Source organism: Algoriphagus sp. Y33, assembly GCF_014838715.1.
In the GTDB taxonomy this organism is placed as follows: domain Bacteria; phylum Bacteroidota; class Bacteroidia; order Cytophagales; family Cyclobacteriaceae; genus Algoriphagus.
In genome coordinates, this window is the sequence record NZ_CP061947.1 from 1,528,352 (window position 1) to 1,547,575 (window position 19,224).

15 protein-coding genes and 1 other RNA gene are annotated in these 19,224 nt (G+C 41.0%); 9 read left to right on the top strand and 7 right to left on the bottom strand.

All coding sequences use genetic code 11. The annotated features are described in order from the left end of the window. Window positions 1-256 precede the first annotated feature (256 nt). The gene (locus ID165_RS06225; RefSeq protein WP_192349504.1) at window positions 257-1,414 is read right to left on the bottom strand and encodes a sigma-54 dependent transcriptional regulator; all 1,158 of its coding nucleotides are present in this window, start codon (window positions 1,412-1,414) and stop codon (window positions 257-259) included. Window positions 1,415-1,431: 17 nt separating this feature from the next. Then, an RNA gene (gene rnpB, locus ID165_RS06230) (RNase P RNA component class A) lies at window positions 1,432-1,852 on the bottom strand. Window positions 1,853-2,018: 166 nt separating this feature from the next. Here rnpB and ID165_RS06235 point away from each other — a divergent pair. Beyond that, a complete protein-coding gene (locus tag ID165_RS06235) occupies window positions 2,019-2,582 on the top strand; it encodes a DUF3109 family protein (RefSeq protein ID WP_192349505.1) in 564 nt (187 codons plus the stop codon). A 193-nt stretch (window positions 2,583-2,775) separates the two neighbouring features. On the opposite strand, the gene ID165_RS06240 is transcribed toward ID165_RS06235, so the two are convergent. Beyond that, window positions 2,776-3,858, bottom strand: coding sequence for an acyltransferase (locus ID165_RS06240; RefSeq protein ID WP_192349506.1), 1,083 nt, complete (start codon window positions 3,856-3,858; stop codon window positions 2,776-2,778). Window positions 3,859-3,862: 4 nt separating this feature from the next. After that, window positions 3,863-4,414, bottom strand: a complete 552-nt coding sequence (locus ID165_RS06245) for an ankyrin repeat domain-containing protein (RefSeq protein WP_192349507.1) — start codon at window positions 4,412-4,414, stop codon at window positions 3,863-3,865. A gap of 215 nt (window positions 4,415-4,629) precedes the next feature. Here ID165_RS06245 and ID165_RS06250 point away from each other — a divergent pair, with 215 nt between their 5' ends. The 5 genes from ID165_RS06250 (at window position 4,630) to ID165_RS06270 (ending at window position 11,221) form a co-directional block, all read left to right on the top strand. Further along, entirely contained in the window at window positions 4,630-6,693 is a 2,064-nt protein-coding gene (locus ID165_RS06250) for a helix-turn-helix domain-containing protein (RefSeq protein WP_192349508.1), read from the top strand. A 100-nt stretch (window positions 6,694-6,793) separates the two neighbouring features. Continuing rightward, complete coding sequence (locus ID165_RS06255) at window positions 6,794-7,144, top strand: hypothetical protein (protein ID WP_192349509.1); 351 nt, start codon at window positions 6,794-6,796, stop codon at window positions 7,142-7,144. Between the two features lie 81 nt (window positions 7,145-7,225). Next, entirely contained in the window at window positions 7,226-7,645 is a 420-nt protein-coding gene (locus ID165_RS06260; protein WP_192349510.1) for a hypothetical protein, read from the top strand. A 286-nt stretch (window positions 7,646-7,931) separates the two neighbouring features. Beyond that, entirely contained in the window at window positions 7,932-10,208 is a 2,277-nt protein-coding gene (locus tag ID165_RS06265; protein WP_192349511.1) for a glycosyltransferase family 4 protein, read from the top strand. Further along, entirely contained in the window at window positions 10,205-11,221 is a 1,017-nt protein-coding gene (locus ID165_RS06270; protein WP_192349512.1) for a glycosyltransferase family 4 protein, read from the top strand. Before ID165_RS06265 ends, ID165_RS06270 begins: the two co-directional genes overlap by 4 nt. Before the next feature lies 1 nt (window position 11,222). On the opposite strand, the gene ID165_RS06275 is transcribed toward ID165_RS06270, so the two are convergent. From ID165_RS06275 to ID165_RS06285, 3 genes are all read right to left on the bottom strand, one after another. Continuing rightward, window positions 11,223-12,683, bottom strand: coding sequence for a glycoside hydrolase family 130 protein (locus ID165_RS06275; RefSeq protein WP_192349513.1), 1,461 nt, complete (start codon window positions 12,681-12,683; stop codon window positions 11,223-11,225). Window positions 12,684-13,253: 570 nt separating this feature from the next. Continuing rightward, window positions 13,254-13,943, bottom strand: a complete 690-nt coding sequence (locus tag ID165_RS06280; protein ID WP_192349514.1) for a sugar transferase — start codon at window positions 13,941-13,943, stop codon at window positions 13,254-13,256. A 4-nt stretch (window positions 13,944-13,947) separates the two neighbouring features. Then, entirely contained in the window at window positions 13,948-14,685 is a 738-nt protein-coding gene (locus tag ID165_RS06285) for a WecB/TagA/CpsF family glycosyltransferase (protein ID WP_192349515.1), read from the bottom strand. 1,337 nt (window positions 14,686-16,022) lie between these two features. Between ID165_RS06285 and ID165_RS06290 the strand changes: the two genes are divergently transcribed. From ID165_RS06290 to gmd, 3 genes are all read left to right on the top strand, one after another. Beyond that, window positions 16,023-16,247, top strand: coding sequence for a hypothetical protein (locus ID165_RS06290; protein WP_192349516.1), 225 nt, complete (start codon window positions 16,023-16,025; stop codon window positions 16,245-16,247). 484 nt (window positions 16,248-16,731) lie between these two features. Beyond that, entirely contained in the window at window positions 16,732-17,691 is a 960-nt protein-coding gene (locus ID165_RS06295; protein ID WP_192349517.1) for a GDP-L-fucose synthase, read from the top strand. 26 nt (window positions 17,692-17,717) lie between these two features. Next, window positions 17,718-18,863 carry a GDP-mannose 4,6-dehydratase gene (gene gmd, locus ID165_RS06300; protein WP_192349518.1) on the top strand — a complete coding sequence of 382 codons (1,146 nt, stop codon included), beginning with the start codon at window positions 17,718-17,720 and terminating at the stop codon, window positions 18,861-18,863. Window positions 18,864-19,224 lie beyond the last annotated feature (361 nt).

Genomic DNA, 19,224 nt, shown 5'->3' on the forward strand with positions numbered 1-19,224 from the left:
AATTGAACATATTTGAACTGCATATCTTAAATAACCATGAAATCGAGCATGTCGAAAGCGACACAGATGGATGATTATCCAGCTTGCAAGATTACTGTGACCTAAAAACAAATTATAAGCACATGAAAAAACTAGCCACTGCAGCATTGTTAATTGGGGTTTTAGCTTTAGGGGCTTGCGCTTCCAGCAAACCCTGCCCTGCATATGCGAAGGCACCCACATCTCAGGATGCCAATAGCTGAAAAAATACGCTGACTTAATAGTCAGCGTATTTTTTTATATCCTCTAAGCTGATCTCGGGCTCTCCCAAAATCACCAGTCTTTCTACTACGTTTCGAAGTTCACGGATATTTCCAGTCCAGGGATACTCTTGCAATTTTGCCAGTGCAGCTTTGCTTATGCTTTTTTTAGCATCTCCATTCTCTTGGGATATGTCGTCCAAAAATTTATTTACTAGCAAAGGAATATCATCTTTTCGATCTTTCAACGCGGGAACTTGTATCAAAATTACACTTAGTCTATGGTACAAATCCTCACGGAATCTGTTCTCCTCAATCTCTTTTTTTAAGTCCTTATTGGTCGCTGCCAACACACGAACATCTACTTTGATATCTTTATCTGAACCTACGCGATTGATCAGGTTTTCCTGAAGTGCGCGAAGTACTTTAGATTGGGCGGAAAGGGACATATCACCGATTTCGTCTAGAAACAGCGTGCCTCCCTGTGCCTGTTCAAATTTTCCCTGACGCAGCTTATGAGCTGAGGTAAAAGCTCCTTTTTCATGTCCAAAAAGTTCACTTTCAATTAGTTCTGAAGGGATAGCTGCACAGTTCACGGCTACAAAGGGCTCAGAGGATCTATTGCTTTTCGCATGCACCCAGTGAGCTACAAGTTCCTTGCCTGTACCATTTGGACCGGTGATTAGAACTCTGGCATCCGTAGGAGCTACTTTCTCGATGGTTTCTTTGACTTGATGTATGGCGGCAGATTCTCCTACCATATCCAGCTTCTTGGAAAGCTTCTTTTTCAATACTTTTGTTTCTGTAACGAGATTTTTCTTGTCCAGCGCATTACGGACAGTCAATAGAAGACGGTTAAGATCCGGTGGTTTGGGTATGAAGTCAAATGCGCCTTTTTTGGTAGCTTCTACAGCAGTTTCTATACTTCCATGTGCCGAGATCATAATGAATTGCGGCGATTTCTCCAGTGCTTTGGCCTTTTCCAATACTTCTATGCCGTCCATTTTGGGCATTTTTACATCACAGAGTACCAGATCAAAGTCTTCTTCCTGCAATTTGGCTAAGCCTTCTTCGCCATCTTGGGCTTCGGTAACACTGTATTTCTCGTATTCTAGAATTTCACGTAATGTAGCGCGGATGACTTTCTCGTCATCAATGATCAGTATTTTTGACATAGTTCTAATATAAAACAAAAAAGTGCAAGTCTATAAGCCGGGTTCTGTTTCCTCTTCCGTTTCCGGGATTGGTTTCCTGTCATTTATCTAGCCCCGACTTTGCAATCGGGATCCATCGATCTACCCATTCCGCATAAAAGCGAGCAACTTTTCCCGGAACTAAATCCGGCGCGGAACCTATTTGATCTTTCAACCCATAAGGTTTGCCTTGCTCCCGATGTCACCATCGGGACGGTGGGCTCTTACCCCACCATTTCACCCTTACCTTCGACAAGATCAGGGCAAGCCCCGAAGCCGAATGGCGGTATATTTTCTGTGGCACTGGCTGTAAACTGACCGTCACCGATCAGCCCCCTTCCCGTTAGGAAGTATGGTGCTCTATGTAGCCCGGACTTTCCTCTCTCCTATAAATGGGACAGCGACAAGACGACTTGCACGTTGCAAAGTACGGTAAATTCCGGTTATCGGTTTTGATAAATATCCTTAAAGATAGCAAAGCAAGACAGGTGATTATTTAAGTACTTCTTTTTCTGTGTCATTTCGTCCATCTTTTTCCAATGACTAGGGTTTGATTGCTTAACTTTGCAGGCTAAAAAAGAAAACCATGATAATAGTAGGGGATACTGTGCTTTCGGACGATATTAAAGAGAATTTTTTCGTCTGTGATCTAGAGGCTTGCAAGGGCGCTTGCTGTGTGGAAGGCGATGCAGGAGCTCCTTTGGAAGATGAGGAAACTAAGATCATCGAGGATATTTACCCGATTGTCAAAGATTACATTACAGAAGAAGGTCGACAGGCAATTGCTAAGCAAGGAACGTGGGTGATTGACAAGGACGGTGATAAAGGTACACCCACCATAGGAGACAATCGGGAATGTGCTTACGCCCTTTATGATGATCGTGGGATTCTGAAATGTGGCATAGAGCAGGCTTATCTGGATGGAAAAATCTCTTGGAAAAAACCAATTAGCTGCCACATGTACCCAATCCGTGTCACCAAATATGATCAGTTTGAAGCGCTGAATTATGATCGCTGGCATATTTGTGATCCAGCATGCCAGCTCGGTTCCAGCCTGAAAATCCCGATCTACAAATTCTTGAAAGATGCTCTGACCAGAAAATATGGCGAGGCTTGGTATGCGGAATTGCTTCAGGAGATTGAAGGGTAATATGATGTGAATTTTGGAATTTTAGTAGTGCTCATACGGTAAGGGATTGAAAGGTAAAGCTGTGGGTGGTATAGATTGGAGTATTTTCTAACCATTCGAGTTACTTCTCTTAAGAAGAAAGGATTTCTATTTCCCTACGCCTAAAAAACCTGTGAAGAAATTTCCCCAGGTTTTACTTTTGTCAATTCATAATTTATCTTTTATGAGGGATGGAATAGTACTTTATTCCAAATAGAGGCCTGATAAAAGGTATCCTTCGTATCAATTCGAATGCGCCAAAACTACCTGCAAACGTCACCAATAAAACCAATCCAACCTGTAATTGAACAGGAATTACCAACGGAAATACCCAAAGGGATCCCAAATACAAGAACAGCATATGCAGTATATATATGGGATAGGCAGCTTCACTCAGATAGGACAGGGTCTTGCTTGGTCCTTTAAGGTAGAGACTACCAAAGGCGAAAACAGTTAAAATCCAAAAAAATGATTCAATCGACAATAAATAGGCAGGAGGGAAGCTGGTAATGAGGGGGATTATTCTGGCTACAAACAACAGCAATCCAGCTAGTAGGAATACCCATCGATACGTTTGGATCATTTTCCAAAAACCGTCTCCACTGAGGACAAAGCAAAAACCAAAAAAGAATGCGAGAAGCCCCAAAACAAATCCGTGCAAGGTCATCGCATAGAGTTCGAAAGGAAAGGGATTGATCAAAACTGATTCTGCCACGAAAGCAGCTAACACAGGCACAAGTCCCCAAGGTTTGCTAAGAGCTTTTTTGAGCCAAGATATTAGCTTACCTGATTCATTTTTTTTGATCAGGTAGAAGACCGGAGATAAAAGAATCACATAGCTAAAGATGTTTCCCAAAAACCAAAGGTGCCCCGGATTCCATGAATACTTTAGATCCATCCCATAGTACAAACGCCAAACAAGTAGGTGTAGAGGGACAATTGCGAACATGCCAAACACATAGGGTAATAGAATTCTTCTGGTTCGTTCCCATATCAGCTGGCTCCAATTGCGGGACTGCATGGCAAAATATAGCCCCATTCCTGAAACGAAAAACAGGAGTGGGATTCTCCAGATGTTCAGAAGAGCCATGGGCCACCACAAGGCAGCCCAAGGTTCTTTTGAAGTAATGAAGCCGATCATTCTGCCCCAGGACTGAAATCCTATGGAAACATGATAGATCAGGAGCAGGCCGATTGCTATCACCCTCAACCAATCAATATCGTATCGTCTACCACTATTTTGCGTTGGGTTTTCCATGAGATCAGCTCAGCATTTTTGCGATTTCCGGTCTGATTTTCTCAAGATAGGCATAGTCCAGTTTGAGACCCATGGGTTCCAACATTCCGCCCATGACGTCATAGACTTCTTTTACATCGGCAAATGGCGACGCTACATTATCATAAGCTGTGGTACCGTATTTATTTTTGATTGTTTTGTCCGCATTCTTATCCAACAACAGCCGGACTATCTCAGGACGTCCAAAAAAAGCCGCGGAAATTAATGCGGTGGAGCCGTCATTGTTTTGGAAGTTAATGTCTGCTCCTGCATCCAAAAGCAAGACGGCCATATCTTTTTTTCCAAAGATGGCTGCCGTGATTAATGGGCTTGAGCCCCCAAAAGGATCTTTTTCATTAAGGTTGCTTCCGGCTGCGATATGCTGTTTTACAGCTTCCGTATTATCGGTAACTACTGCTGTGTGCAAGTCTATGTCGGGAGCGCCTTCTTTTTTTGAAGATGTACCACAGGAGGCTAACAGGAGCATTGCCATGATAAACGTGGTGAAAATCTGGGATTGAAATACAAGTTTTTGCATAGGAATTTTGTTTTGTATGAATAGCACAAAGTAAAACAACCGGTCATGGCCGGACTAAACAGCCATGCTTCCAAAAGCATAAGCATTTACCGTTTGAATATCAATTATGGCGCAGCGATATAAAAAATGATGCAAAAAGCCTAAATTCAGCACTTAGATAGGGGTTTTAACGTGGTTGGCTAAATTTTTATAGCGATTTATAATTAAAGAATAGTATGTCCGAATCACCTCCTCGGGAAAAAGAATTTCTGGATCAGTTAATAGCAAAGATAACTTTGCATATCGCCGAAGAGGAATTTGGTGTGGCCGAGTTGGCCGAGGAGATGCATATGAGCAGATCCAATCTGCTGAGGAAGGTTAAGAAAACAACAAATCTTTCCGTCAGTCAATTTATTAATCAGGTTCGTCTTGAGCAGGCGATGGAGCTCCTTCGCCGCAGTTCCTGGAATGTTTCTGAGGTCTCCCATCAAGTAGGATTCAACAGTCCCTCTTATTTTATTAAGTGCTTTCGGGAGTTTTATGGTTATCCGCCGGGGGAGGTGGGCAAGCATTCCGGTATTGTTGTTGAGAAAAGTTCGGACCAACCGGCTTCTACGTTAAGAAACCGAAAATGGATACTGGCAGCGCCGGGAATTATCCTGTTATTTGTAATGGTAGGGATTTGGATGGGTCAAGACTTTTTTGAAGAAAAACTCAGTGGGGAAAAATCCATCATCGTACTGCCCTTTAAAAATGACAGTGCTGATTCCACGAATGTTTACCTCATTAACGGACTGATGGAGGCCACGCTGAATAATCTACAGAAAATAAAAGACCTGAGGGTGCTTAGTAGGACTTCCGCTGAAAAATACAGAGAGAGCGATAAATCCATTCCGGAAATGGCCGATGAGCTGAACGTAAATTATTTTGTGGAAGGCAGTGGTCAAAAAGTTGGAGACAAAATAGTGCTGAATATACAGCTTATTGATGGAGCTAGAGATCGCCATTTATGGAGTAAGCAGTATAGGAGAGAGGTCAATGATATTTTTACCCTTCAACAGGAAATTTCCAAAGACATAGCTAAGGAAATACAGGCAGTTATTACTCCTGAAGAAAAATCCAGAATAGAAAAAGAGCCCACAGAGAACCTGAAAGCTTACGACTCTTTTATGAAGGGATTAGATCTATTGAATATAGGCGGGGATGATAACTTGCTGGAATCCGTCCGCTTCTTTGAAGAAGCAATTCGGGAGGATGAACATTTTGCGTTGGCTTATGCCTGTGCCGGAATGGCTTTTTACTATTATGATTTATTCAAAGCAGAGAAGGTCCATCTGGATCAGTTGGGAGCTTATGCAGACAAAGCCATGCTTTATGATCCATCCTTGGGCGAAAGCCTGATTGCTAAAGCCATGTACTACCTTCTCAAAAAAGAATATAGTCAAGCTTTACCATTTCTTGAAAAAGGATTGGAATACAGACCCAATTCTTCGCTGCTCATCGGACTGCTTGCCGACTTTTATGCCAATCACCTTCCTGATACTGAAAAGTACCTTGAGTATGCACTCAGAGGAGTGCAATTGGATGCAGGATCAAGTGATTCTGTGGCTGCCAGTTACTTTTATTTAAGATTGGGAAATGCCTTGATCCAAACAGGATTTGTAGATGAGTCCAGTGATTACCTGGACAAATCTTTAAACTATTTCCCAGGCAATATGTATTCCCGTTATGTCAAGGCATTTGTGAGCTATGCACAGGATTATGATCTGGGTCACACGCGGCGATTGTTGAAAATCGAATTTGACAAAGATACCTCCCGCTTTGATATTCTGCAGGATCTGGGGAAAGTCAGTTATTATCTCAGAGATTATGATTCGGCCTATTACTACTATGAGCGTTTCAATCGGTTCAGGGAGAACAATAACCTGAATGTATACGTCCACGAAAATATGCTTATTGGAGTGGTATATGAAAAAATGGGAAAAAAGGAGGAAGGACGAGGATTCATAGAGAGCTATCGAAACTATCTGGATAATGACCAAACTGCCTATAAAAACTTGGGCTTAACCATGTATTATGTGCATGAAGGAGATTTTGAAAAAGCATTGTCCCATTTTCGACTCTTTTCTGAGGAGGATCATATCCAGTATTGGGTGATTTTATTTTTGAATCAGGATCCTATTGCAGATGAAATCAAAAATCACCCGGAATTCAAAAAAATCTGGGAGGGAGTAGAGAAGAAATTTTGGGCAGATAATGCCGAAACCAGGACACGTCTGGAAGAGCAAGGACTATTGTAAAGTGGGGTTTAAAGATTAAGGGCTGTTACAACTTTGTTGTTACAAAAAAATAACTTAGTTTAAGCATGTATTTTTAATTCAAACGTAAACTTTATTTTCCATGAAAAACTTTAAAATGTTATTCGCACTAATTGTTTCAGTGTTATGTTTTCAGCCCACGGTGGGAAGTAGTGTGCCGGAAAGATCCGTTGATGCGTGTCAGATGGTTACACCCTTCTATGAAACTTTCACCTCATATGAAGACGGTAATGTGACGGTGACCATTGAAGGAACCTATGATGCCTCTACGGAAACTGTAACCGTTGAATACCTGTTTCTATATGTAAATGGAGCGGCTGTCGCTTATTCTTCCAGGTCCATATATGCGGAGTTTCCCGGAGGGAATCTACTACTTGGAGCCTCGGTCTGCGATTATCAAAATTGCTATAGTTTTGGAATAGCCGCATCTTAAAGCAAGCCTGAAGCTCCTGATCCTCTACAGAGAAGTCTTCCCTAATGAAGTTTTTTGTGGAGGTATCTTTTGTTTGTTATTTTGAAAGTGTTAAAAGGGTTTATAGCGAGGGATTTTATCAAAGAAGAACTTACTGAAACTTGCCATGAAAATATAGCTTACTATAGCGACAAACATGGCTGGGTGTCGGAAACAAGGGAGCTAGTTGTAGACAGGGATTTTGAGTTGATAAATAGCAAGCTTTTGTACTTAATGAGCGACAACGCCGATTATAGCATTTTTGTCGATGGATTGAACCCTTATATCTATCAAAGCGATGCGTTTGAGCTCTATTTTAATAACTGTGGTGGAGCAAAAGAAATACAATACCCAGTGATGAACGTGGTGATAAGTGCAAAAAATGCTTCAGGTGAATTAGTCCAAGATCATTTCAACTTTTTAAAAACAGAAGATGGATATCGGTTGATAGGTATCTCGCTGCGGACAGGGGAATTAGACTGACATCCTAGGCTCAAATATGTATTGGTATTATAAGTTAAAAACTTTTTTGTCTGAGTAAATGTGGGATTTATGTAAGCCTCTTGGTGTTTTATGTAACGGAACACCTAAGTGACTTTTATACCTTTATTGCCCGTCAATTCATCAGTTGATTGAAATAGGGAGTACATGACATTTTTTTTCTCCGCCATCAAACACGGTGAAAATCGATTTTATATCAGACTCAAACACAGCATAGTCAGCTCGAAATACAATTTGGAATTTCGTACTAGTGCTTTAACAAATTAAAATGAAACTAGCTTACATAGGTACTTATCCTCCACGGGAATGTGGAATAGGCACATTTACCCAAAACCTGACAAAATCCATGTTGGGTGTTGATAAATTTGGGGGGCGAAACAACGAGGTAGTAGTTGTGGCAATGAATGACAGTGGCCAAAATTACGTCTATCCAACGGAGGTGAAACTTCAAATTCAGCAGGAGCAGCAGAGTGATTACTTGGAAGCGGCAAATTTTATCAATTTAAGCGGTTCGGATGTTTGTATTTTAGAGCATGAGTTTGGGATTTTTGGGGGATTAAGTGGAGTTTATATTTTGCCGCTTTTGCATCGCTTGGATATACCCTGCATTGTAACGCTTCATACAATTTTGGAAACACCCTCTTATAACGAGAAAGCAATCCTTAAGGAAATCTGCAAAATGGCTGATAAAGTGGTTGTGATGAGCCATAAAGCCATACTTTTTTTAACAACAATCTATGATGTGGCTCAGGAGAAAATTGTTTTGATAGAGCACGGCGTTCCGGATATACATTTTGACAGGGCTGAGTCAAAAAGAGATTTTAAACTGACCAAGAAAAAAGTAATTCTCACATTTGGTTTTATCGGCCGCAACAAAGGGATTGAAACTGTCATTCAGGCCTTGCCCGAAGTTATTAACAGTCATCCGGATGCACTTTACATCGTGCTGGGCAAAACCCATCCTAACGTATTGAGACATGCAGGTGAAGAGTACCGCACCTACTTGCAGTTACTTATCAAAAACCTCAATCTTCAGTCTCATGTGCTGATGCTTAATGAGTTTATCGGTGAGATTGAGCTATTTAAGTATTTGAGTGCCTGTGATATTTACATCACCCCTTATCTCAATGAAGCCCAAATTACCAGCGGAACTCTTTCTTATGCCATGGGAGCCGGATGCGCTGTGGTTTCCACGCCTTATTGGCATGCTGCAGAATTACTTACGGAAGATAGGGGAAGACTTTTTGATTTTGGCGATATAGCGGGACTGGCCTCGACATTAAATCACTTATTTGATCATCCCGAAACGTTACGGCAGATTCAGTCCAATGCCTATGAACATGGGAAAAATGTTACTTGGCCAAAAGTCGGTAAAAAGTACCTACACCTTTGCAACAGTTTGCTTTCCTTTCCAAAGCAGCCGGTGGACAAAAAGGAAACTGTGATCGATTTGCTTTTGCTTCCCGCTTTTTCACTTACGCATATCAAAAGACTGACGGATGATACCGGGATTATCCAACATGCAAAATTCGGGATCCCCAATCTAAAAGAGGGCTATTGCCTGGATGATAATGCACGTGCGCTATTGATGGTTTCGATGACCTATAAGCAGAAAAAAGATGAGCAGGCATTAGAGTTTATGCCTGTGTACCTTAGTTACATCCACTACATGCAAAACAAAGATGGGAGCTTTAGAAATTTCCTGAGTTTCAACCGCAATTTTCTGGATGAAGTAGGGTCTGAAGATTCTTTTGGAAGAACGATTTGGTCCTTGGGATATCTGATAGGCAATGCTCCCAACGATGCCTATTATCAAACCGGTAAACTTGTGTTTTTTGATGCATTGCCTAACTTCGACAAACTTAAATCCATACGAAGTATCGCCAATACAATTATTGGGATATGTTATTACTTAAAAACGAATTCTTCTGACGAGCCGATGATGGGGGTATTGAAGAACTTGACCGATAAACTAATAGCCCAATATAACCTGAACCATTCGGAGAACTGGAAGTGGTTTGAGTTGTTGCTTGCTTATGACAACGGGATATTACCTCTGGCACTGTTGCATTCCGCTCAAATAATACCGGATCGGGAGGTGATTAAAGTTGCTATGGCTTCCATGGAGTTCCTCGAAGAACACACCTTGAAAGACGGTACACTGTCAGTGATAGGAAATGATAAGTGGTTTGCCAAAGACGGGGAGCGATCCTTCTTTGCCCAACAGCCCATTGATGCCATGGCAATGGTATTAATGTTCCATCAGGCCTTTTTACTTACCGGCACGAAGGAATACCTGAACAAACTCTTTGATTCTTTTATGTGGTTTTTGGGTGAAAATGATTTGCGTATGAGTCTCTATGATTTTGAGACTAAGGGCTGTTGTGATGGTTTTGAGAATTACGGAATCAATCGTAATCAAGGGGCGGAGAGCTCACTGGCCTATCTTATATCTCATTTGACAGTACTTCAGGCCTATGAGGAATTTTATCAGGCCGATTTATTAAAGACCTGGGAGAAAGAGCCCTCATTCCAAGAGCTATGAGAATTGCTGTTTTATCTCCAATAGCTTGGAGAACACCCCCCGAAAGCTACGGACCTTGGGAACAGGTAGCATCTACGATAACTGAAGCCTTGGTGAAAAAGGGGCACGAAGTGAGTCTTTTTGCGAGTGGGGATTCAATTACTGCTGCAAAGTTGGAAGCAGTCTGTAAATTGCCTTATGAAATGGATCGCTCCTGCGATCCTAAAGTTATGGAGTGCCTGCACATCAGTAGCTTGATGGAGCAGGCAGATGATTTTGACATCATCCATAATCATTTTGATTTTCTTCCGCTTACCTATTCCAAGTTGATCAAAACGCCTATGATTACGACCATTCACGGCTTCTCTTCTCCTAAAATCATCCCGGTATACAAAAAATACAATGCTTCATCAGCCTATATTTCAATTTCAAATACTGATAGAAGTAGTGAATTAACCTATTTGGATACCATTTATCATGGCGTAGATCCGTCACTATTTACCTTCCAAAAGACCAAGGAAGGATATTTATTGTATTTTGGCAGAATACATCCGGAGAAAGGCTTGGATAAAGCGATCACGATAGCTGAAAAAGCCAACATGCCCCTAAAAATTGCGGGTCTCATTCAGGATGAACATTATTTTAAAACACAGATCGAAGCTCATATAAATGGAGTTTCCATCCAGTATTTGGGTAATCTGGGCAAGGAAGACAGGGATTTGGTCTTACGAGGCGCCAAGGCATTACTTCATCCTATCTCATTTGAAGAGCCCTTCGGATTAAGCGTTCTCGAGGCGATGATGTGTGGCACCCCTGTTATTGCATTTTCACGGGGCAGCATGCCGGAGTTAATAGCTGACGGTGTTTCCGGCTATTTGGTTCACTCTGTGGCAGAAGCGGCAGAAGCCGTGAACAACCTTGACCAACTTAGTCCTGAAATGTGCAGAACTCACGCAGTGAAGAATTTCAGCAGGGATTGTATGATACAATCCTACGAAAAGGCTTATGAAAGAGTAGTGGAAGGAAGATCGTAAATTAGTTCATCAATGCGGCAAAAAGCTCTTCCATCGCCACTACGGCATAGGTGGAGGAGTAATCCGAAACAGCATACGGAAGGATAAGGCTATTATTATGGATTATAGATCCGCAGGAATAGACGACATTGGGGACGTAGCCATTTCGCTCTTCTTCCAGGGGCATCAGCAGGGGTTCTTCTAATCTACCGATTTCCTTGGAAGGATCTTCCAAATCAAAAAGAGAAGCTCCAATGCAATAGCGGCGCATCGGTCCGACTCCGTGCGTGATGATCAGCCACCCTTTTTCAGTCCATAGCGGTGATCCACAATTACCTATTTGGGTAAATTCCCAAGTGAATTTGGGTTCCTGTATAAGTTGGGGATTGTTCCAAAGAGTGGGTCGATCTGAGTACATAAGGTAGTTGTTTACCCCATCAACTCTGGAAAGCATGGCATATTTTCCATTTATTTTCTTGGGGAAAAGTGCTAAATTTTTCCCCTGAGCACCATTCCCATGTAGGGGCATGATGCGAAATGTGTAGAAATCCTCCGTAGAGATCAATTTGGGTAAAATGGTATGCCCGTTATATGCGGTGTATGTAGCATAAACTTTGGTTGATCCATCGTCTTCAACAAATCTCACAAAGCGTGCATCTTCAATCCCGTTACTTTCAGATTCGGAAATAGGAAATATCACTCGTTCGGTAAGGTCGGAGTCTTTATGAAACTGGACGTCATAAAAAGAATCCACCAGCCAGGTAATCTCTTCGAAAGCTACACGTTGGCTAGCCGATAGTTCTTGGTCTTGAAGCAAGTTGCTGATTGTGCTTTTCAGCACATAGTACTCAAACCGGTCGGGAAGACTGTTCATGATACTCTTGGTGTACTGTTCTTCAATATGCATTTCCTTAAGTCTCTTAATAAACCGCTTCTTATCGTAGAGTTGTTTATGAGAAATCTCTGCCTTGTCTATATAATCTCCGATTTTATATAAATGAAGGTTGTTATTCGCATCCAGGATAGCTCTTCTAAATACTAGGGAAGAAATATGTCCTTCACCTGTTGCGCGAAAGGAGATGATGACCCGTGTCTCCCCTTGTTCCAGATAGGACTGATCAAAATCCGCAATTATAGAAGGGTTGAAAAATGCAGCCGACTCCAAGGAAAACTCCATGGTACAATAGGAGCCGATAAGCATTCTTTGTTCATTGGAGAGGGAATTATAGGTGATTCCCATACTTTCAATAATCCCACGGATATTTTCACAATGCTTATAAAAGAGACGGGAAATATTCCTGTGTCGGCTGGCAAATTCCCGCAAGGTCTGTTCCAAGGCTTGATTCACCTGAGTCTCCGTCAACAGGAATATGCGGCTTAGTAAATTACGGGTCCGCAGATCTCCGTTTATAAAATAACGTGCGACTACCCGGCTGGAGTCGGGTAGGAAGTTTACGCTTTTTCGTTGGACTGAAACTCTCATAAGATTGGATTTGCTACTCTAGTATAAGCTTCGAGTGCTATTGGAATTTCACCACTAGACGGGGATAGTAGTATGTGTAGTTATAGGTGTCATTCTTAGAGTGATATGGAAAAACTCAAAATTAATTGGACTGGGTGTGTCAAAACAGTTTTTCACAACAGCATCTTTTTGAAATGAGATTAAATGCAAAGTTCCAAAAAGCAGGATGGGACTTGTTGTACTATCTTGACTATATCTTACATATTTCACACATTCAGAAAATTGTTGTGAAACTGGTCTCAATGGCCCAGTGTGTCCAGAGATGGGATTCTTCCGTCCTGTAACAGCATTTTAGTGTATGCCAGCTAGAGGGTTCAATCCCTAGCTTAAGTAATCCTGAAGTTTGCTAAATCTATGGACAGGTTTGAACTATTACTTCAAATAAAGGCGAAACTTGTGCTGAATTTGAAGTGTCGTATCAAAAGTTTATGACAAGAAAAAGCAATTAAAAATGTGTCAACTTCAAGTGGGAACTATACAGAGAATTTGATTAACGACAGTGCGGACAGCGGGATTCTAATTAAGAGAAAATTAGTATGCGTTTTTATTGTTGAAAAAAATACACTTAAATGTTGTCAGGATTATTATGAAATCTAAAGTCAAACTCCATTTTTTAATGTAAAAAAAGTCATAAGCTAGCCGATGATTCATATCTGATTCATCCTTTATTTCTCCTCTGAATCCGTTTGCCTGCGCAAGTCCCGTAAGCCCTGGTTTCACCATATGACGGAACATGAAATCATTTATTTTATAGGAATAATCCCTGTTCATTGATAGTGCGTGAGGCCTTGGCCCCACTATGGACATTTCACCGATCAGAATATTGAATAACTGTGGTAGTTCATCTAAGCTGGTTCGACGAAGAATTGATCCTACGCGGGTAATTCTTGGGTCGTTTTTTTGCGCCTGAAGAAATTCACTACTGACCTTATGCTTCATCGTTCTGAATTTATAGCAGTAAAAAGGTCTGTTGTTTTTTCCGTGCCTAAGCTGTTTGAAAATAACCGGTCCTTTGGATTCCAAGGAAATGCATAATGCGATAATGACAAAAAGCCACCAGCCAACAAAAACAAAAAACAAAGTAAAGATAGAAAGGTCAACGAATCTTTTTAGTGCAACTTGGAATGAGTCCAGATGATTGATCGAATAGGACTTATAGATGAAATCTTTGTTCCAGCTTAAATCTTTGACGGCGATGAAATTATCTATCGTGAGCGACATTTTATTAAAACCGTAATTTGTGGGTTAGCTTTGAAAAGACGATGTATTTTACATAAATGCCTCCATAGAGAAGATATCTTCTCCAAAGCCTTTTAGGCTCTTTTATAAATCTACCAAACCATTCTAGTCCATTTCTGACCCAGAAATCGGAGGGTCTGTCTATCGTTTCTGAGTAAAAATCGAATACCGCCCCGATCGTACAAATGTAGGTAGCCTGAATTTTATCCCTGTTGGCGTGAACCCATTTCTCTTGCTTTGGCGCAGTCATTCCCACAAATAATACGTCTGGGCAAAATTCATTTATACGGGCAATCATTTCTTCGTTCTCTTCTTCAGAAAACTCGTCTCTGAATGGGGGAGAATAGCTCGCATGTGAAATATTAGGATATGATCTGCCCAACTTCTGTTGGATAGCATCCAAGGTTTCTTGCTTAGAACCAAGGTAGAAACAGCTCCCATACACATTGTTTAGGTACTTTAATACAAAGTCATGAAGATCTGCTCCTGCTATTTTTTCAAGCTGATTTCCATTTAGAAATTTAGCTGATAGTACTATCGAAATTCCATCTGGCAATAGGACATCAGAGCTCATCAACGCACTCTTAAACGCTTTGTCTTCCTCTGCGATGCAAAAGCTGTATTGGTTTAGTGTATTGATAATCGTTTTCCCTTTTTGAAAGAGATCGCCCAATTGACCGTTGAACATTGGGTAGCCTAAAAATTCCGATCCTGTCGTATTCATATTCGTGAGATGTTTGGAAATAATCCTGTGAGAGCCATTTGGTCTTCAAAATTTTAACAAATAACAAATATATTTATTTGAAATGCAATTAAGTTGTTATAAAAAAAATATTCGTATTTCTGTAAAATTAAATTTATGACGTAATATTTTGAATTAATTTTATATTGTATTTCAATATTTTTATTAAATATTGAAATACTTATATTTGCTGTTTTGTCGAAACATGAGTTTCCTCTGGTTTACTGATAATCTATAGGTTGATTAAAATGATCGTTGATTAATTCAAGGCCGGCATGCAGAGAATTTGTTTATGAAAGGTTGGTTTTTTGCCTGCGGACTGGGGGCACTGAGGTGTATTTTTTGTATAAGTTGTATTGGTATAAAAACCATCTGCTTACAGCTGATTGATCTGCTGCTATCTGTGAGATTCGACAGCAAGTCAATTTATCTTCAACTTGAACATTGGATTAAGCCTTTTCTTAGGGATAAAACCCGGATTATGCATTAGGCTGCGTTATAGCCTGTCCCGATTTTAAGCGGGAAGGACATTAATTTCAAGAAAATCAGCCTGCTTGGAGAGCGAGTCCGCCGCGAAGGATATGGTGAACTCGAAAACAGCAATGTAATGGCTGATTTTGAAGCAATTAATGGCTGCAATAACTTGTGCGCCTTGGCTTGTGCAGTGAAGTTGCAGCCGTCTGGATTGGCTGTAACATGCGGTATTTGAGATGATACATGCCGTTTTCCAAAGGGTCGGAGTATCGGTAACGCTGTTCAGGCGGGGTTATCAAACCAACCAGAGTTGCAAAAGCTGTAAAACTGCTGTGGTGAACGTACCGGGAGAAGGCGGTACAACTGTTACGTGTGGGATTATGAGATGAATGCAAATGAATTGTTGACGAAGTGACGAAACCACTGAGCCGCAGGGCAAAATCACATCCTGCCGGGGATGTATAGACAAGCGAAGCGGTTACCTGACTACTGGCACATGCCCGCCGTCATACAGGATTCTGGGTTCAGGTACGGAACCGGGGATCTCCGTCCTGTGGAGTTACATCACAGAGGTGGAGGGGACAGAAGTCGACCGACCATAGTAGTATAGTAGTGAAGACGCTTTCTGAAAGGAGAGAATAGCGAAGGGTTCGGGTTATTCAGATGGATATTCATACTGACAACCTGTGCAATTGGGTATCGAAATGGATGTACACGTAAAGAAGACAGCACCTATAGTGTACTACGAAGTAGCAAAGACTTACAGCAAGGTGAGACAGGGCGGTAACAGCCGGCATCGATGAAGAGAGCTGGACTGACTTTGAAAAAGATTCGGAGCGGAACATATGAAGTCAGCCGTTATTGCCAGGCTTGCGGAAGCCAAGCTTAGAGTAAATGAGGGGGAGATACATATAGCCTACTGCAAAGACTACATCCGTAAGGGTAATCACTGTACTGTATTCCCGGTTCAGTTTTCAACCCGGAGCGGGAAAGAGCGAATAGGGCAGCAAGTGTTATCTTCTGAGCGCATTCCACATTTGGTACTCATGCTATTTGATAGGTATAGATGACACCTACCTTGGGTAGTGTCTAAAAGTCACTGAGTAGGTGCAATAAGTCGCAATTGTGCGGAAAACAGTAATGGAATATATGGTTGTTTTATTTTTTAAGCATTTAAGAAAATTTAAAATTTTGATTTTTATAAATATTCAATTTTTTAAGTCTATTAATTCAGTTTTTTAGGAATATTGTATGGTTAAGTTTCTTGAAATATATTTCAAACTATAAAAAAAGCATTTCAAGTTATTAAAAATGTATTTTAAAATTTTTTACTTCAACATCCAAGTTTTATATTTGACGCAATTAGCAGAGGCACAAAAGCCGATGTTCACTGTGATGAGGGTTCTAGAGTTGGATTAAGTATCTGTTTTCCAGTTCGAAATGGGTAAAAATTCAACAGAAGAAGATTTTAGGATTTTGTATGAAGCGAATGGAAGATTTTAGGCAAAACGGCGAACCGTTTATTTAAGTAATTGAATTAATAATTGGGTTTTTATGGATTTCTTGAAAAAGAGAATTTACGTAGCGGGACATAGTGGGATGGTTGGGTCTGCTATATGGAGGCTTTTGCAAGCCCGGGGCGCAGAGCATCTTATAGGTGTGTCCAGTAGGGATTTGGATTTGAGAAATCAGTATGAAGTGTCCGCATTTTTTAAAGAGGAGAAACCTGATATCGTCATTGACGCTGCTGCCAAAGTCGGGGGTATTTTGGCAAATGACAGCTATCCATATGAATTTTTGGTTGAAAACCTACAGATTCAAAACAATCTGATCAGTAGCTCTCTGGAAGAAAACGTGAAACGTTTCCTCTTCCTCGGTAGCTCATGTGTATATCCCAAGAAAGCTCCCCAACCCATAAAGGAAGAGTATCTTCTTTCGGGGCCGCTGGAGTCTACTAATGAAAGTTATGCCATAGCCAAAATTGCCGGTATTAAGGCCTGTGAGGCAATCTTTCGGAAGAAGAATAGAATGTTCACTTCTATTATGCCGTCAAATCTCTATGGGGCATTTGACAATTTTGATCTAAACAGCTCGCATGTCCTGCCTGCTATGATCAGAAAATTTCATGAATCTAAAATCAATGGCAATCAGCCTGTAAAGCTTTGGGGTACGGGTAGGCCGTTACGTGAATTTCTTTACGTAGATGATCTTGCTGATGCGGTTATTTTTTTGCTGGATAATGATACGCCATATCCTGTCCTAAATGTGGGGACTGGCTATGATATTGAAATTAAAAGCCTTGCATTAAGAATTCAAAGCGTAGTAGGCCATGAGGGAGAGATATTTTGGGATATGGATAAACCGGATGGTACCCTACGTAAAGTCATGGATATCAGTAAAATAAGAGGGATGGGCTGGGAACCGCGCGTATCCTTAACAGAAGGGATTACAAAAACATACAACTGGTACTTGCAGAACACAAGCAATTTGAAGATGGTGGATATGCATATCTGATTTTATTAATTAAATAACTATACTTTATGAAAACCGCATTAATAACGGGGGTTACGGGCCAAGATGGTGCTTATTTAGCAGAACTGTTACTGAGCAAGGGTTACACTGTACATGGTATTAAGAGAAGAGCGTCTTCTTTTAATACCCAGCGAATTGATCACTTGTATCAGGATCCACATGAGTCGAATCCTAAGTTTATTCTCCACTATGGAGACTTGACTGATTCGATGGGAATTACACGTATTATCAAAGAGTGTGAGCCTGATGAGATTTATAATCTTGGTGCGATGAGCCATGTGAAAGTCAGCTTCGATACTCCTGAGTATACAGCAAATGCAGATGGGCTGGGAATCCTTAGGATTTTAGAAGCAGTTAGGCTGCTTGGTATGGAAAAGAAAACCAGAATTTATCAGGCAAGTACCTCTGAGCTTTATGGCTTGGTACAGGAAGTTCCACAGAAAGAAGAGACTCCTTTCTACCCTAGATCTCCATATGCGGCGGCTAAACTGTATGGCTTTTGGATTGTAAAGAATTACCGGGAGGCTTATAATATGTTTGCGTGTAATGGTATTCTTTTTAATCATGAATCGCCTTTGCGTGGAGAGACTTTTGTGACTAGAAAAATCACCCGTGCTGTAAGCAGAATCGGGATGGGGATGGAAAGTGTGCTTTATCTTGGGAATTTGGATGCATTGAGAGATTGGGGGCATGCCAAGGATTATGTTGAGGCGATGTGGAGAATGCTACAAGTAGACGAACCCGAAGATTTTGTGGTAGCGACCGGGGTTACAATCAGCGTTAGGGATTTTTTGCACCTTGCTTTTGGACAAATAGGATTTAAACTGGACTTCATTGGTAAAGGAGTCAGTGAAATGGGCGTCTTAGGTGGTATCGATTACGAAGTTGCGCTAGAGAAACTAGGCAAGTCTAAAGAAGAATTGCCTAATCTGGGAGAGGTTATGGTGAAAGTGGATCCTGAGTATTTCAGACCCACTGAAGTAGAGCTGCTTATCGGTGATCCCGCAAAAGCATTCAAAAAACTAGGTTGGAAGCCGAAGTATGATCTTAAAGCCTTGGTCGAAGATATGGTTACCTCGGATTTACAGCTTTTGAGGAGAGATATTTGTCTTATACAAGGTGGCTTCAGCGTGATTTCTAATTCTGAGTATTAAAATGAATTTCTGTCAAAAACAGCTAATAGACCAAAGCCTTTTGGCTTGGGCTATTAGCATGTTTTTGACCTGCTTATTGAAATTTTTAATTCAGGGGGCTCTTGACTAAAAAAAAACATTACAGTCCGATTTTCACACAGTCTTACTTATTGGGTGGGTCGCAGGTTTTGGTGATAGGGTTGTCAGGAGCAGTGGTTGATATTCTGGTTTTTCTTACATCGCTGATTGAGTAAGTGTGTAGTGAATTTCCTGAATGTGTCTATCATTCTTTTTTCGGTTTGTTAAACCGGATCAGAAAAGACTTTGTAAGGAATGGATTAAAAATTTTTCACTTAAAAATGAATTTTCTACAAAAAACGCC

Bases quoted from the DNA above. Each gene is read 5' to 3' on its own strand.
- ID165_RS06225 (WP_192349504.1), bottom strand. From the start codon at position 1,414: ATGTCAAAAATACTGATCATTGATGACGAGAAAGTCATCCGCGCTACA.
- ID165_RS06235 (WP_192349505.1), top strand. From the start codon at position 2,019: ATGATAATAGTAGGGGATACTGTGCTTTCGGACGATATTAAAGAGAAT.
- ID165_RS06240 (WP_192349506.1), bottom strand. From the start codon at position 3,858: ATGGAAAACCCAACGCAAAATAGTGGTAGACGATACGATATTGATTGG.
- ID165_RS06245 (WP_192349507.1), bottom strand. From the start codon at position 4,414: ATGCAAAAACTTGTATTTCAATCCCAGATTTTCACCACGTTTATCATG.
- ID165_RS06250 (WP_192349508.1), top strand. From the start codon at position 4,630: ATGTCCGAATCACCTCCTCGGGAAAAAGAATTTCTGGATCAGTTAATA.
- ID165_RS06255 (WP_192349509.1), top strand. From the start codon at position 6,794: ATGAAAAACTTTAAAATGTTATTCGCACTAATTGTTTCAGTGTTATGT.
- ID165_RS06265 (WP_192349511.1), top strand. From the start codon at position 7,932: ATGAAACTAGCTTACATAGGTACTTATCCTCCACGGGAATGTGGAATA.
- ID165_RS06270 (WP_192349512.1), top strand. From the start codon at position 10,205: ATGAGAATTGCTGTTTTATCTCCAATAGCTTGGAGAACACCCCCCGAA.
- ID165_RS06275 (WP_192349513.1), bottom strand. From the start codon at position 12,683: ATGAGAGTTTCAGTCCAACGAAAAAGCGTAAACTTCCTACCCGACTCC.
- ID165_RS06280 (WP_192349514.1), bottom strand. From the start codon at position 13,943: ATGTCGCTCACGATAGATAATTTCATCGCCGTCAAAGATTTAAGCTGG.
- ID165_RS06285 (WP_192349515.1), bottom strand. From the start codon at position 14,685: ATGAATACGACAGGATCGGAATTTTTAGGCTACCCAATGTTCAACGGT.
- ID165_RS06290 (WP_192349516.1), top strand. From the start codon at position 16,023: ATGAAGTCAGCCGTTATTGCCAGGCTTGCGGAAGCCAAGCTTAGAGTA.
- ID165_RS06295 (WP_192349517.1), top strand. From the start codon at position 16,732: ATGGATTTCTTGAAAAAGAGAATTTACGTAGCGGGACATAGTGGGATG.
- gmd (WP_192349518.1), top strand. From the start codon at position 17,718: ATGAAAACCGCATTAATAACGGGGGTTACGGGCCAAGATGGTGCTTAT.